The organism is Pseudanabaena biceps PCC 7429, from assembly GCF_000332215.1.
Taxonomy (GTDB): Bacteria; Cyanobacteriota; Cyanobacteriia; order Pseudanabaenales; family Pseudanabaenaceae; genus Pseudanabaena; species Pseudanabaena biceps.
This window is the reverse complement of record NZ_ALWB01000065.1, coordinates 1-15257: the sequence shown is the minus strand read 5'-3', so window position 1 is coordinate 15257 and position 15257 is coordinate 1. Positions and strand designations below refer to the sequence as shown.

The following is a 15257-nucleotide window of genomic DNA, read 5'->3' as shown; positions in this document are numbered from 1 at the left end:
CCCAAAAGTAAAAGCCTTGCTTAGCAAGGCTTTTACTTTTGGGCTTTGGGAAGGGGTTATACCAATTTATTTACGAAAGTGTGACAACACTTTTGTGAATTAAAAACAAACCCAGTAAGGGTTTTCAAAGTTTAAAATGGCGTAGCCATTTTAAACTTTGGTATTAGGCTGATGCTAGAGGTTTAAAGATATTTTTGCAAAATCACTTTGAGGCGATCGCGGCTTACTCCCGATATCTGGCTCAAATCAGTCAAGATCGAAGTCTTAAGCGCAGTATGGGCTTCAGATTTTGGTGGATTGGCGGCAATTTTGGCGACGGCATTCTGAATTACCTGTTGAGCATTTAGGGCATTCTTATGTAAATTTTGGATGATCATATCTACCGTTACGCTTTCATGATCGTCATGCCAACAGTCATAATCGGTGACTAAGGCGATCGTGGCATAGGCAATTTCCGCTTCACGAGCGAGTTTTGCTTCGGTGAGATTTGTCATGCCAATTACCTTTGCCCCCCAACTACGGTAGAGCAAGGACTCAGCCTTGGTCGAGAAAGCAGGACCTTCCATGCAGAGATAAATCCCCCCTTTATGGACTTTGTTTCGTCCCAAATCAACCCCTTCTGCCGCTGAGGCGATGACCGACAGCAATGATTTGCAAATTGGTTCGCCAAAGGCAACGTGAGCGACAATACCCTCACCAAAGAAAGTGGAGGTACGGCTGGTGGTGCGATCGATAAATTGATCGGGCAACACAATATCAAGGGGACGTGCGTATTCCTGCAAAGAACCTACTGCCGAAGCGGAAATGATATATTCCACGCCTAGACTTTTAAGCGCATAGATATTTGCGCGATAGGGTACTTCTGATGGCAGTAAATGGTGCGATCGCCCATGTCTGGCAAGAAATAGTACGGGTGTTCCAGATAATTTGCCATAGATAAAGGCATCAGACGTTTTGCCAAAGGGGGTATCTATGTTAATTTCCTGAATATCGCTCAGGGCTGACATTTTATAGAGTCCACTGCCACCAATGATGCCGATTTGTGCGTTAAATGTCATAGTTTTTAGAAATTAGGCTGATCGATCAAGAAGCGAATAGAAGTGAAGTTACCATAAAGCCCAATCGGGAAGAAGTTTGGACTGGGAAGACTTGTTTGCGGTTAAACAGTTAAGCTTTTGTCTCAACTAGTAAATCTGCCAGTAACGTATTGAGCTGTTCTGTCGTAGCATGATAAACCTCACCACAGAAATGACAAGTTGCCTCAGCACCAAGATCTTCAGCAATCATCGATCGCAGGTCTTCTTCTCCAAACATTTTCATCGCCGCTAACATGCGATCGAGGGTGCAGGGACAGTGAAATCTCACATCTTTGCTCATCGGTAAGATATCTAAATGCATATCAGCAAATAATTCAGTCATCACATCTTCGATCGTTTGATCTTGGAGCAACAGATGGATGAAGTTTTGCGTATTACTTTTGGCTTCTAGTTGAACGAGTAATTCTTCTTGAGAACGATTTGTCGTTTTCGCAATCCGAAGTGTCGCCACAGGCATGATCTGTAGTAGTAGCCCTGCTGCTACCTGCACGGGAGCATCACTATTCTCTGGATTGATGACTTCCGTCAGAATGAGCTTAGAAAAGGTTTGCTCCGAAGAAGCTAAGTACCAAGCAACGTCATTGGCAATATCACCAGCAATTAGTTCGACGGTGCTGCTATAGGGTTCGCCATAGCCCACGTCGCGCATAACTTTAAAGAAACCTGTATGCCCTACCCCTTGACTGACATTTTGTTGCCCATCAGCTAGAGGTGGTAATGTAAATTGAGGATTGGCGACAAAGCCACGTATAGTGCCATCGAATCCAGCATCAGCATAGATTAACCCAAGTCCACCATCACCAGCGACTCGAACATTGACTCTGGCTCTTTCTTTCTTCATGTTTGAGGCAAGTAGCAGGCTCGCGCTCATTGCGCGACCGAGAGCAGCGATGGCTAATGGGGATAAATGATGGCGGCGATAGGCATTATTCAGGGATTGGGTAATATTCACGCCAATGACACGGACTCTGCCGTCGGCGGTGAGGGCGCGAACTAAACGATCGTTCATGGACTTTCTCTAGCGGGTTTATATTCAATAGAGCGATGCAGATCTTACCTGCATCGCTCTATGTTAACTTGAGTTCAACCGTCAATAATCGCCCAGAAATTTTATAAGTCCCTTGGCATAATTAAAAACCAGAGCTAAAATCTGCGGCGCAAGCGCAGCGTGCGCCGCAGATTTTAATTATGCCAAGGAACTTAGCAATTTATAGCAATGTTTGAGCTCGTTAGGATAAATCACAACCTAAAAGACGAGAGGTAGCGTGAAGCACTACCTCTCGTCTTTTACAGCGCTTTGCGCTCAAACCCAAACCAAGGAAATTTTGGAAAGCGTTGCTTTGCAACGCTTTCCAAAATTTCCTTGTGGTTCGTTTGATCGATAATTGCTGTAGGTTGTATGCGACAGCCATAGTTTTGTAATTGCTGCGCTATAGTTGCAATTGCTGAGCGATGCGATCGCAACAGAATTTTATAACTTTGGTATGATTGGTTCTAGTATTCAGTCAAATGGGAGAGCCATGCAATACACTGGAAACGCTTGGGACAAAGATGCTCTAAAAAATCCAGAGACCGAATATAAGCAGTTACTGGGTTTGCTCAGGCACAAACAAGATTTTGGAATGCTGTTTGTCCGTTGTTCGCCTGCGGAAGGCGAACAAATCATAAAAAGGACGAGGACAGATATCACCAATCAAAAGATTTTTGTATTGAGGCTAGATCGTCCAATTCCTGACTTCTATGAAATGATTGTCAATGAGCCAGATTTACATGAGGCGAATCTCTTATTTATTACTGGTATCGAAGAGTTTTTAGAGAATAAAGTCGATCATCCTGAGAATCGCGAATTGAATGCCAAGTTGACTGCTATTCCCCGTCCATTAGCTCATCTTCTCCAATTGCAATCTAAACTCAAAGAGAGTTTCTCTATCTGTTTTGTATTCTTATTGCCCCTATTTGCCCTTAAGTTTTTTGTTAATAGTCATCCTGAATTTTGGGGTGACAATGTGGAGGTGTTTGAGTTTCCCACTGACATGGAGTTGATGCGTCAGGAGACTTTCCGCTGGGTAAGTGACGATCGCTATGAGACCTATGCTCAAATCACCGAAGAAGAACGCGATCGCAAATTTGACGATCTGCAAAAACTCATTGCCGCTCAGCCCTTGATTTCTGAACGAAGGATCGAACTATTGTTGGAGCAGGGGGGACTCTTAGTTGCGGGCAATCGCTGTCAAGAAGCGATCCTCAATTGCGATCTGGCTTTGCAGATTCGCCTTGATAACCATTTGGCTTGGTACAATCGTGCTGTCGCGCTCGATCTTTGCAGTCACCACGAAGAGGCGGTAGAAAATTACCGTCAGGCGATTAATTATAAGGAAGATTTTTATGCGGCATGGCATAACCTTGGTACTTCTTTGAGTATGCTGGGACGCTATGAGGAAGCAATCAATAGTTACAATATTGCCCTTTCCTATAAGCCCGATTATTACTATTCCTATGGAGGTAAAGGTTTAGTTTGTAGCGTCCTTGGTAGATATGAAGAGGCGATCGAGCATTGCGAAAAGGCGCTCGCGCTAAAACCCGACTACGTGCAGGGGTGGTTTAGCCATGCCTATGCCCTTGAAAGCATTGGACGTTATGGTGAAGCGGTAGCCAGTTACGATCGCGCCCTAGAATATAAACCCTACGATCATCAAATTTGGTATAGTCGCGCTAAAGCCCTCGAACAATGGGGAAACTATACTGAAGCGATCGCTAGCTACGATCAAGCTCTCGAACTACGTCCTGACGATTACTATGCATGGAACAATCGCGGACTGGTGTTGAGTAAGTTGGAACTCTATGAAGGTGCGATTGCCAGTCACGATCGAGCCTTGGAAATTAATCCCGACGATCATTTTGCTTGGTATAGTCGAGGAAATGCGCTCAGTGGGTTAGGGTTGCTGGAAGAAGCGATCGCTTCCTACGATCGGGCGATCCAAATTTCTCCTCAAGAACCCCAAGTTTGGCAAAGTCGCAAGTTAACATTGAGAAGACTTGGCTTTGAGTAATTACCTGAGTAATTACCTGAGTAATTACCTGAACAATCAACTGGGAAATTAACTGAACAATTAACTATGACAGCGATTCCTCCTCATTCTTCAATTCCGACTGTAACTACTGCCTCAGGGGTAAACAATAGCCTCAATATGGTTTGTAAGGTTAGGAAAGGCTTTCATTTGCCCTTAAGTATGTTGATTATTGTGCCATTTTTAGTAAGTACTTTTGGCATTGTGGGATTGATTGGGTGGTTATCGTTTCGTAACGGGCATGATGCTGTCAAACAGATTTCTAATCAACTTCGCAATAAAGTTACCGAACAAGTTAAAACTCGTCTGCATTCCTATTTAGAACTTCCCTATATTCTCAATAATCTCAATTCCAATAGTATTGATTTAGAAAATATTAAGGGCGGATATGAGGAACAAAGAATCCAAATGCAATTTTGGAAGCAACTGCGGAGTTTTCCCCAGATTAGCAATATTTTTGTGGCAAACACTGCGGATCAATACTTAGGAGCAAGACGCATCCGTAATATGTTGGCTGTGGAGAATTCTCTGATCACTTCCATGACCGATGAACTCGGGCGATCGCAGATCATCCTCTTAGCCAGACGGGGTTTTGATTTGCGCGAGCGCTCTTGGTATCAGAATGCGATCGAGGCAAAACGTGATATCTGGAGTGAGGTCTACACCGATGTAATTACTGAGGAACCTGCGATCACCGCTGTAAAACCGATCTATGCCCCTAATGGCGAATTTCAAGGGGTGTTAGGTATATCAATTTTGCTAGGGGAAATCAATCACTTCTTACAGAATACCAAGGTTAGCGATCGCGGACAGACCTTCATTATGGAACCATCGGGCAGATTGGTGGCAAGTTCTAATGCTGATGTAGCCATATCTATTAAAGACAAGAAATCTGATCGGCTTCTCGCAATTCAAAGCCAAGATGAATTAACGCGTATTGCCGCTGCAAGTTTGAAGGAATATCCCAATCAAATTGATGATCAAATTCAACAATCATTTATTTATTTTCATGGCGAAAAGTACTTTCTTCAGGTTAGTAAACTCAACGATACCTTTGGACTGAGTTGGCAAATCGTGGTGGTGGTTCCTGAGTCTGACTTTATGTCACAAATCAAAGAGAATACACGTTCTACGATGTTTTTATGCATGGTGGCTCTAGGTCTGACCACAATATTGGGAGTTATTGCCGCGAAGTGGATTACCCGTCCGATCACCCAATTGAGCCTTGCTAGTCAATCGATCGCTGAAGGTGATCTAGATCAAAAAGTTGAATATTCCTGTTTGGTGAAGGAGCTTGCCATACTAGCGAGTTCCTTTAATCAGATGAGTCGCAAATTAAAAAAATCCCACAATCGACTAGAGGAATATTCGCATCTACTGATGCAAAAGGTTGACGAACGCACTCAAGCCCTCCAACAGGAAATTCTCGAACATGAACTCACGGAAGCGGCCCTTAGAGAATCAGAAGAAAAATTTGCCAAGGCATTCCGTTCTAGTCCCGATGGGATGGCTCTACTCTCGACTGATACCTATAAACATATTGATGTCAATGATAAGTGGACGGAAATTACGGGCTATAGTCGAGAAGAGGCGATCGGCGTAAATCCAACGGATTTAAATCTGTGGGTCGATTTGCAAGATCGCGATCGCATGTTAGCCATTTTGGAGGTAAATAAGCGGGTAGCTAACTTTGAGGCGATGTTTCTGACTAAGGATGGCAGGAAAATTACGGGCTTAGTCTCTTCTGAAAGCATCGAATTTGGCGGTCAAGTTTTTGCGATCTATGCCCTTAAAGATATTAGCGATCGCAAGCTCATTGAAGAGAATATCAAAGAGAGTGAAAAGAAATATCGCGATCTGGTCGAATCGGCTAACTGTATCATTCTCCGCTGGGATACCCAAGGAAAGATTTGTTTCTTAAACGATTATGGCTTGAAATTTTTTGGCTATGAATTAGAGGAAATTATCGGTACCTATATACTAGATACCCTCGTCTCATCTCAGGACATTTCAGGAGAAGATCTCCGCAATATGATTGCGGAAATATGCAGTGCGCCTGAAAAATATCAACTCAAGGAGAATGGTAACATCTGTAAAGATGGGCGGCATGTGTGGGTAACTTGGTCAAATAAGCCCATCTATGACGATCACGGTAAGTTAATCGAAATTCTATCCGTCGGGACGGATATTACCGATCGCAAACATGCCGAAAAAGAACTACAATCTGCTAAGGAAATTGCGGATACGGCAAATCGCGCTAAGAGCGAATTTCTTGCCAATATGAGTCATGAGTTACGGACTCCATTAAATGGAATTTTGGGCTATGCGCAAATCCTTAAGCGTAGCTACGACCCCAATAAACATCAGGAAGGATTAGAAATCATTCAGCGCAGTGGTGAACATTTGTTGACTCTGCTCAACGACATTCTCGATCTTTCTAAAATTGAAGCTAAGAAGCTTGAACTCAATCCCAGTGAATTCGAGCTTCCGAAATTACTGCAAAGTATTACGGATATGTTTCAACTACAGGTACGGGCCAAGGATGTGAAGCTGATCTATCAACCCCTAACAGCTTTGCCCAACACCATGTATGGTGATGAAAAGCGCTTGCGTCAAGTCCTGATTAATTTATTTGGGAATGCCGTTAAATTTACCGATTGTGGCAGCGTATCTCTGTTGGTAAGCGCTCGAGCCTTAGAATTGAATAATTACAAAATTCGTTTTGAGATCGCCGATACGGGTGTGGGCATTGCTCCTGACACATTGACAGATATCTTTTTGCCTTTTCAACAGGTGGGCGATCGCGCCCGACGCTATTCGGGGACGGGTTTAGGCTTGCCAATTTGCCAAAAATTGGTGGAGATGATGGGCGGAAAACTGCATGTGGAAAGCCGTTTGCATGAAGGAAGTACTTTCTGGTTTGAAATTGACCTATTTGAAGTTCCTCATTATTCTCGGTCTTTAGCCATCGATAGCCGCTCGATTTCTGGCTATTATGGCGCTCGGCGCAAAATTTTGATCGTCGATGACAAGACCGAGAATCGCATGGTGTTGAACGATTTACTTACTCCCCTAGATTTTCTAGTTGTCGAAGCGATCGATGGTAGTGATTGTATCGTTCAAGCTAAAAGTTTCGATCCCGATCTGATTTTGTTAGATATGGTCATGCCTGAACTGGATGGTCATGAAACGACAAAGCAACTCCGACAGTTACCGATGTTTCAGAAGACAGCTATTGTGATGGTATCCGCCAGTGCCTTTGACGAAGATCGCAGTCTGAGTCTTGCGGTGGGGTGCAATGATTTTATTGCCAAGCCGATCGATCCTGAGGCTCTATTTAAGGTCATGAGATCGCTACTTCATTTGGAATGGAAATACGAAGAGCTCCGTAGTTCTGAGTCTTCCCTTACCAATAATTCTAAATCTAAAGATGCTACGATTTCTCCCTTGGTGCTGCCGCCCAACTGCACCGTAGAGAAGTTACTCCAATTGGCTCGCATGGGGGATATTTTGGCTATTCAAGAAGAAGTTATCCTTTTACAGGAAGCTAATTCCCAGTTTATTCCCTTTTCTGAGCAAGTTCTCGATTATGCTAGGGAGTTTCAAATTAAGCGGATTCGTGAGTTCTTAGAATTACAAATTCAAGTAAGTAGCTAAGCATAAAATGGCGTAGCCATTTTGAGCTTTGGTATAACGCGAGTAGAGACAGATACATAGGACAACTCAAACCCCAAAATACAAGTGGCGGCGCTTTGCGCCGCCACTTGTATTTTGGGGTTTATAATTCATGGGTGGGAAGACGCATAGCGCCTTCCTCGGATTTCTAGGATATTTTTCTAGGACATTGCTTGAATGATGTAATCGAAATAAGGCTCCGTGGTAGAGGCATCTTCTTTGCTGAGCAAAGCTAAAGAAGCACTTTTGAGGCAGCGAATAGCATCAGCCATGCCAACTAAAGGTACGCCGAGGGAGTTATACATTTCACGTACGCCGATAATGCCAATTTTCTCGATCGGTTCTTTATCGCCTGCCAATACTCCATAGGTGGTAAGGCGGATGTACCAAGTGAAATCTCTCAGACATTGGTTACGTTGCTTTTGTCCATAGGCATTGCCACCAGGGGAAATGTAATCGGGATGAATTCTAAATAGTTCTTCGGTTGCTTTTTTGACGATTTTGGCTTCGCTTTCTGCCAAGATTGTGGCAATCCTCACTCTTTGAGCACCAGTGGAAAGAAAGTTTTGCACGCCTTGTAACTCGGAAATGCTGGGATAACGGAGTTCTTCGTCGGCTCTTTCTAAAACTTGAATAACTACACTCATGATTAAAATAAAAAATTTAATATATTCGCAGTCTAGTCTACCAAAAGCGGTGAATCAGCTAAGATTTTGTAATAAAATCACAAATCTTTATAGTTGTCGCCAGTCTTGTTATAGCAAGTTAAGAAATGGCGTAGCCATTTCTTAACTTGCTATAAAGCCTAAAAACTTATTACACCTTTGATTTTAATTGGGTGAGCAGTCTTTTTAGCTCTGCCGATAAGTCATAGCCGATCGCTCGATTGCCGTAGCGCCAATCTTGATAGATCTGGGTAATCTGGGCGATCGCCGTAGCTTGGCGATCAGAGAGGCGATCGCTAAGACTTTCCACATATTCTTGAGGGGTTTGGTGCGGCGATTTGGGTTTGCCTTGTTCCGATAGCCATTGGAGCATTTGGCGATAGGTACGTTGCGGGATCGGCATTTGCTGCAATCTTTGGCGTTGCCACCACCAGATTGTGAATTGCCATAAAGCCCAACCACCGATCCCAAATCCAAAGGCGATCGCCAGACCAAAGGCAATACCGATCCAGCCCATCTCGGCTAGCCAATTGATGACACTGCCCACAAATTTGCCGATACTATCAAATAACCAATTAAAAAAGTTATTAACAGAACTCGGTAAAAATTGGGCAATCCAACTCCAAAAGGTTTGTACTGCACCAAAGGTACGGTTATTTTCGATCGATGGCGGAAATATGGGGCGATTGGGGACAGGATCGAAGGCGAGCCAACCATAGGACGGAAAGAAAACCTCTACCATTGATTGCGTATCAATGTTTTGAACCTCATAAAGTCCCGTAAAGGGGTTGAACTTTCCTGAGGCAAAGCCAACTACATAGCGACTAGGAATGCCCAGCGATCGCAGCATGATTGCCATAGTCGAAACAAAATGGCTTTCCTCTCCACCACCCTGATCGACAAATTGCGATACGAGATCGCCCTTAGATTCCTCAAATCCAAGAGGCTTAATGGCATAGTTTTGCTTGAGGCTTTGCGTGATCTGTATCACGCGATCGTAGTTATTGTCTAAGGCGATCGGTTTGCCTTGAGCATCACGAGCACTTGCTAAGAAACTCAGCGCAGTCTCCTGTACCCTTGGTGATAGATTTGCGGGAACTTGAAGATAATAATTGCGGATTGAGCGCGGATATTCCCCCGATGATTGTCGTAATAATTTGGGATTACGCTCGACAACGTTGGAAATTACCGTATAGGTTAGGTCTTCAGGCAAAGCTCCTGGTCCCCGCAGCATTCCTTCTTGATCGATATCCAATTCTTCGCTTGGAAAAAAGATCTGGTTGGGCACTGCTGCCGCAGGAATTAGGTTCGGAAAATTTGGCGATACGATCGTATAGGTTTGGACTACCTCCTGACTGGCGAGGGGTTTGACTAATTGTTTTGGCGCACCAATCGATATATAGGTGGGAATTGGTAGCGAGAATTCATAATTGAGCGGATTGCGTTTAACCGTGCGGATTTGCTGCGGATCATTGCGGGAAATGCGCCAACCTTTCCCCGTGAATTGGTCGTAGGCCATCACTCGCCAAAACAGTTCCGCTTGCGATCGCACGCGCATCATTAATTCGGGTTTGCGTTTTTTGTTTAGTTGTTTGGCATCAGAGGAAGCCGTATCAATTTCGGGGGCAAATAATGGTGGCAATGTGTCCGAGTCACCATTGCTAGTACCACCAGTGCCAGTTCCCCCATTGCCATTGCCATTGCCATTTTTTCCCTGCTGCTGTTGCTGCTGTCGCGACAAAATTCCTCCCTTCGGAATTTGTCTTTGCACCGATAAATTTACACTTACGGGGAAGTTGCGTAACTGAAATCCTGGTAAACGGGGTAAAAATGCAAATATAGTCAAGCCCAGTACCAAGACGATCGCCAGTAGTCCCGATAGAGGTAATAGCGATACGCCTATTTTTTCTGGTTCAAAACCGACCGTCTTAACTCCTAAACGCGATCGGTGATCGAGCAATAAAATTGGCAGCCCCACCAATAAAAAGGCCATCAGCCAGAGGGCAAAAATCATCGTTTGACTTAAGGTAGCCGCGAGCGCCATCAGGATCAATCCGATCACAATCGAATATCCCAAATCCTTGCGGCGTGGTAGGTCAAAACTATGTAAAACCTGTAGCTGAATTAACAATCTTGCTAGTAATAGTCTTGTTTCTTCGGTTTGGCGGACGATATCGTTGAGAAATATCACCAGCATGGCAATCATCGCGATCGCAATGAATAATTTCACAAGGATATTGCGTGTGCGTCTTGCATACCATGCCCAGACTGCGGCGATCGCACTAAGAGGTATTGCCCAGATACTATTGTTGGAACTCGCTACCGAGTCCATTGCCCCAATGCTGATAAATACAAAAATTTGGACTAGTACGCGCAACGGAATCGAATCTTCAACTCCCGCCACGGTAAATTCTGAAGCTTGTCGTAATTTATCAAAAGTACCAATCTTTGGTCGCGGCTGCCGAATCGTATCCATGTTGGTCTGGGTTTAGAGATGATTGGAATCCTACCAACTAGTATAAAACGTCAGTTCGGGTTAAGCTGGCAAGGTTTAAAAGCCCCAAAGTAAAAGCCTTGCATAGCAAGGCTTTTACTTTGGGGCTTCGAGAAAGGGTTTGCTACGCAAACCCTTTCTCGAAGCCCGTTTCAAATTATCCCGAACTCACGTTTTTTTAATAATCATCTCTGACTGCAAAGGTGATAGTTTGTTTGGTGATGACATTGACTACGGTACTGGGTTCAATTACGGTTACCTGTGGGGCTGTAACGTTGCCAATTAACACCGCCGCCGCTGCGCCGCCAAGAACATCTTCAATATGAACGCCGCCACGAAATACGCCGCCAAGCACTGCTCCTGCGGCTCCACCGATACCAGCATCGGTCAGAATTGCACCTGTATTAGTTTCACGGGGATCTTTGACATCATTAATCAGGGCTGACTCGGCTTGCAGTCTGACGGTTGCACCACGACTAGTAAATTTTTGGGCGACAAATTTCGAGCCACCTTCTGCTGGGACAAATTGTCCTTCGATTACTGCCCCCGCAGGTATGAGGACTGTGCCATTTGTGGCTGTGATATCTTGGGCAACTAATAGACTGGCATTAACGGTTTCTCCCTTGGAGATGTAGAGAGTGTCTTGGCGATTGATTTTGGTAGCGATCGTTTGTCCCGCAGGCAAGCTTAAGGTCGAGCGAAATATTTGGGCAATTTGATTTGCGTTTACCTGAGACTGAGGTCGATTGTTGGTTTGATCGCTTGTTTGATAAGGCGAATAGGCATAGCTAGGGCTGGCGATCAAAGACGCGATCGCTATACTCAGCGGCATACTGACAGATGAAACAACTGCCAATTTTAAATTGTATTGAGCGCTCATAAACGCCTCTAGGGGATGTCATATAGAGTTCTATTCGATTATGACTAAATAACGATGTTCTTTGTTCCTATGGCGATCGCTAAGTAAGTGGGCTTAATTAAAACCCAAAAACCTATAGCGCACGCGCAGCGTGCGCTATAGGTTTTTGGGTTTTAATTATGTCAGGAGTATTGCTAATCGTTACGAATCCTAGCCGCATTTCACTTGGATGAGAGCGATATGAGTAAAATTAATTCTACAGCAATTATCGATCAAACGAACCACAAGAAAAATTTTGAAAGCGTTGCGAAGCAACGCTTTCAAAATTTTTCTTGATTTGGTTTTGAGCGCAAAGCGCTGTAATTTCCCTCACTAAGCTTAACTAAAGTATGCGGTTTATCATGCAGAGAACTAATTTGAATTTTGGGTTGAATTTTGGGTTGAATTTTGGGTTGAAGTCTGGCTTCAATTTTAAGTTTTCAGTTAAATCTATTGCCTTGACGTTACTGGCGATCGCTACTTTTACCTTTGTCGTATTTCAGATACCCCAAGGACTATATTCCCAAACTATTTCCGCAGACTTAATCAATAAGTATAATCTCGCAGTTGCGGATGCCAAAGTTGCCGAACTAGACGAGGTTTCCCAAGATCTAGTGGCAATCACTAAAGACAACAAGTTCTTAATCTGGCAAAACAAAACTGCTCCTAAGGACAAATTACTGGTTGCCACTTGGACAAACTATACAGGCTACGATAATCAAGTCGGTCAGCCAATCACGACATCTCGCCAAACATGGGTAACGGTGGCTCCAGAATTGCAAAATTTCTGCAAAGAAAAATTAAAAGATGTCACGAATCAGAGCGATCGCACGCTGCGTTTAGAGCAACTATTGGGCTTACCTCCCAATAATGGAAAAACCCGTTTTGTGGAATTTTGGGTCAATCCAGAGAATCTATTTCGCCCTAGTGCTGATTCCGAAATCACTGATCGAACTGCCTTTGGTGAATTCACCCAGATACCACCATCTCCTGACGCGAGTATCAAACTCTCCTATCTCCAGTGGTTTGAGAAGTTAAGATCTCAGTCCTATAACGCCACAGGTGGTTATCCTTGGACAAGAATGGGTTATACCTACGATTGGGGTAATCCCAAAAGTGAAATTGGACTGAGTGAATTTGTGATCGACACAGGGGCGATGATCGAGGTCAAGTCCGTGCAGACAACTGATAAGTATTGCGTATCCTAAAAAGCAAAAAGCCGCGCAAAGCGCGGCTTTTTGCTTTTTATACCAATTCATTGAAGTGAGCCAACACTTCAGTGAATTAAAAAACAAACCCAGTAAGGTTTTGGGTAGTCCTAAAAAGGAAAGGATGACCGAGCAGGTAAAGAAGTGTTGTAATGATGAATAAAATTCCAAATGGCCCCAATGTGATTTTCCAACTTCTTAGAAAAGGATAAGGTCTTTCTAACTAGTCTAGTAAGAATTCAGGTAAGAATAGGAATGAGAGAAATAGAAGAAGGATCAATTAAAGCTTGACGGAAAAATCAATGACAGATTTACCTTGAGCTTTACAGGTTTGAATAACCGTCAACAAAGCGGCGGTATTGTGTAAGCCATCCATAGAACGGGAACCACCAGAAACTTTGCGTTTGGTAACGGCAAGCCTGAGATTACGCTCGGCACGATTATTATCAGGGGGGACAAGGGGATCATCAAGAAAATACCACCACTGAGCTGATTTTTCTTGAGGGAGTTTAACAAAAGCCCTGCGGCATATCCAACCTTGGGCAACCAGTCTGAAATGGCTTGGTTGACGCGAATTTTAAAATCAGTTGCCCAAGTAAAATATGGTGGATTATCACCGTGTATTCGCCAAGTCGCATGATGTTCAAAGGCTTCATCAATGAGTCTGATAAATACTTTGCCAATTTCTTGTTGCGATTTAAGGGTTAATTTCAGCAATGCTTTAAAGTGTCGTCTTAGGTGAGCAAGACATTTTTGTTGTCGCTCAACGGCGTAACCGTTATAGACACTATAGTCGTCACTACAGAGTACGCCATCATAGCTTTGTCCCAACACTGACTCCAGTTCGGCACGACTGCGAGTATCTGCACCACGATATAGGGCATAACCTTCTCCACTGAATGACCATAGCCATTCTTTTACCCCTTTGACCAGCCATGGTGTTTCATCAACTTGCACTTGCGGTTGGTCTTTAATCCACTCTGCTAACTCGGCTACTTTTGCTTCAATACTGGCAGCTACTCGCTCATTGGTGACAGCGATGGTTCCTAGTCCGATTTCGCCTACTCCCATCTCTTTTAGCCATTCTTGCTGTTTTTCATAACTCATATGTCCATAATTTCCGAGCCATACCAACATTCCTTGTAGACTTGCTTCTAGGTCTTGTTCGCCTATCACTTCCTTAGGTAATTCTCCCCACACCACCGCCCCACACTGGTTACATTGACATTCCTGTTGCTGATATTCAACGATTTCTATTGGTTGCTTTACCAATCTTGCTGTTTGTCTGATGCTGACTCCTATCTCAGTCCATGATGCGCCTCCGCAATCTGGACATCCTTCGGGTGAGACTGTCTCAAAGCGATCTACTCGATTAAATCCTTTTCTCGTTTTTCCTTTATGTCCGATTTGTCCCCCTGCTTTTTCTTCCCCTCCTCTTCTTCTTTTGATTCGTCTATTTTCTCTGACCGCTTTATTAGGTCACTGGATGGCGGTTTGGATGAGTCTTTGCTACTCCTGTTGTTCACCGCTTTTAGTCTCTCTATTTCTTCGTATATTTGTTGCGCCCATTCCTGTTGCCGCACGATTACTTCTACCAGTTCTCCTACTGGCATATTTTCTAGGGCTTCTCGTTCATATTGCGGTGGCTCTTTCATCCCTTTACTTTAGCCGCTTTGGCTCTTTTGTCAATTTCTTACCTGATTCTTTACCTTAATTCTATTTTGGCAGGAGAGGCAAGTGCAAAACTATCGGTGCTATTGGGAAGTATTGCTGCTTTTGATTGTCGCATTTCTCAACTTCCTACGTTAAATCTAGTAGTTGATTATTTCCGCTGGCGCAATGAAGATGCCCATCGAAATGCATTAAATGCTCACTGTTACTGGATGTTACGTAAAGCTGGCGAGAGCGCTGGATCTGCTACAGAAAAAATTTATAGACTTTCAGTGAGTGACAAAAATGAACTTCTTTATCAGCAAGCGAATATTAACTTCAACGATTTACCTAGCTGGCAGAAGCGGGGTATAGGGGTATATTGGGAGTCATACCAAAAAGAATCAACGTAAGAATTCAGGTAAGAATAGGAATGAGAGAAATAGAAGAAGGATCAATTAAAGCTTGACGGAAAAAATCAATGACAGATTTACCTTGAGCT

Annotated in this window: 8 protein-coding genes and 3 pseudogenes; 4 read left to right on the top strand and 7 right to left on the bottom strand. The window is 43.8% G+C overall.

The genetic code is table 11. The features are described 5' to 3' along the window. Window positions 1-182 precede the first annotated feature (182 nt). Entirely contained in the window at window positions 183-1058 is an 876-nt protein-coding gene (locus tag PSE7429_RS09375; protein WP_009626907.1) for an S-methyl-5'-thioadenosine phosphorylase, read from the bottom strand. Window positions 1059-1167: 109 nt separating this feature from the next. Then, window positions 1168-2106 carry an Hsp33 family molecular chaperone HslO gene (gene hslO / locus PSE7429_RS09370; RefSeq protein WP_009626906.1) on the bottom strand — a complete coding sequence of 313 codons (939 nt, stop codon included), beginning with the start codon at window positions 2104-2106 and terminating at the stop codon, window positions 1168-1170. A gap of 511 nt (window positions 2107-2617) precedes the next feature. Here hslO and PSE7429_RS09365 point away from each other — a divergent pair. Both PSE7429_RS09365 and PSE7429_RS23485 read left to right on the top strand, forming a co-directional pair. Continuing rightward, window positions 2618-4147, top strand: a complete 1530-nt coding sequence (locus PSE7429_RS09365; RefSeq protein WP_009626905.1) for a tetratricopeptide repeat protein — start codon at window positions 2618-2620, stop codon at window positions 4145-4147. Window positions 4148-4213: 66 nt separating this feature from the next. After that, a complete protein-coding gene (locus PSE7429_RS23485; RefSeq protein ID WP_009626904.1) occupies window positions 4214-7822 on the top strand; it encodes a PAS domain S-box protein in 3609 nt (1202 codons plus the stop codon). A gap of 179 nt (window positions 7823-8001) precedes the next feature. Here PSE7429_RS23485 and PSE7429_RS09355 read toward each other — a convergent pair whose 3' ends face one another. The 3 genes from PSE7429_RS09355 to PSE7429_RS09345 form a co-directional block, all read right to left on the bottom strand. After that, on the bottom strand, window positions 8002-8487 hold the full coding sequence (locus tag PSE7429_RS09355; protein WP_009626903.1) for an allophycocyanin subunit alpha-B: 486 nt from the start codon (window positions 8485-8487) through the stop codon (window positions 8002-8004). Between the two features lie 169 nt (window positions 8488-8656). After that, window positions 8657-10981: a transglutaminase TgpA family protein gene (locus tag PSE7429_RS09350; protein WP_009626902.1), complete on the bottom strand. Its 2325-nt coding sequence runs from the start codon at window positions 10979-10981 to the stop codon at window positions 8657-8659. A gap of 196 nt (window positions 10982-11177) precedes the next feature. Continuing rightward, window positions 11178-11879: a hypothetical protein gene (locus PSE7429_RS09345; RefSeq protein ID WP_009626901.1), complete on the bottom strand. Its 702-nt coding sequence runs from the start codon at window positions 11877-11879 to the stop codon at window positions 11178-11180. Between the two features lie 380 nt (window positions 11880-12259). Between PSE7429_RS09345 and PSE7429_RS09340 the strand changes: the two genes are divergently transcribed. After that, window positions 12260-13105 (top strand): hypothetical protein, encoded by an 846-nt coding sequence (locus PSE7429_RS09340; RefSeq protein ID WP_009626900.1) that lies wholly within the window; start codon window positions 12260-12262, stop codon window positions 13103-13105. A 110-nt stretch (window positions 13106-13215) separates the two neighbouring features. Here the strand turns inward: PSE7429_RS09340 and PSE7429_RS27930 are convergent. Continuing rightward, a pseudogene (locus tag PSE7429_RS27930) lies at window positions 13216-13341 on the bottom strand (IS1 family transposase); the annotation flags it as partial. Window positions 13342-13385: 44 nt separating this feature from the next. Further along, a pseudogene (gene tnpC / locus PSE7429_RS25095) lies at window positions 13386-14760 on the bottom strand (IS66 family transposase). A 54-nt stretch (window positions 14761-14814) separates the two neighbouring features. Between tnpC and PSE7429_RS09330 the strand changes: the two are divergent. Continuing rightward, window positions 14815-15159 (top strand): annotated as a pseudogene (locus tag PSE7429_RS09330) (tRNA(His) guanylyltransferase Thg1 family protein); the annotation flags it as partial. Window positions 15160-15257 lie beyond the last annotated feature (98 nt).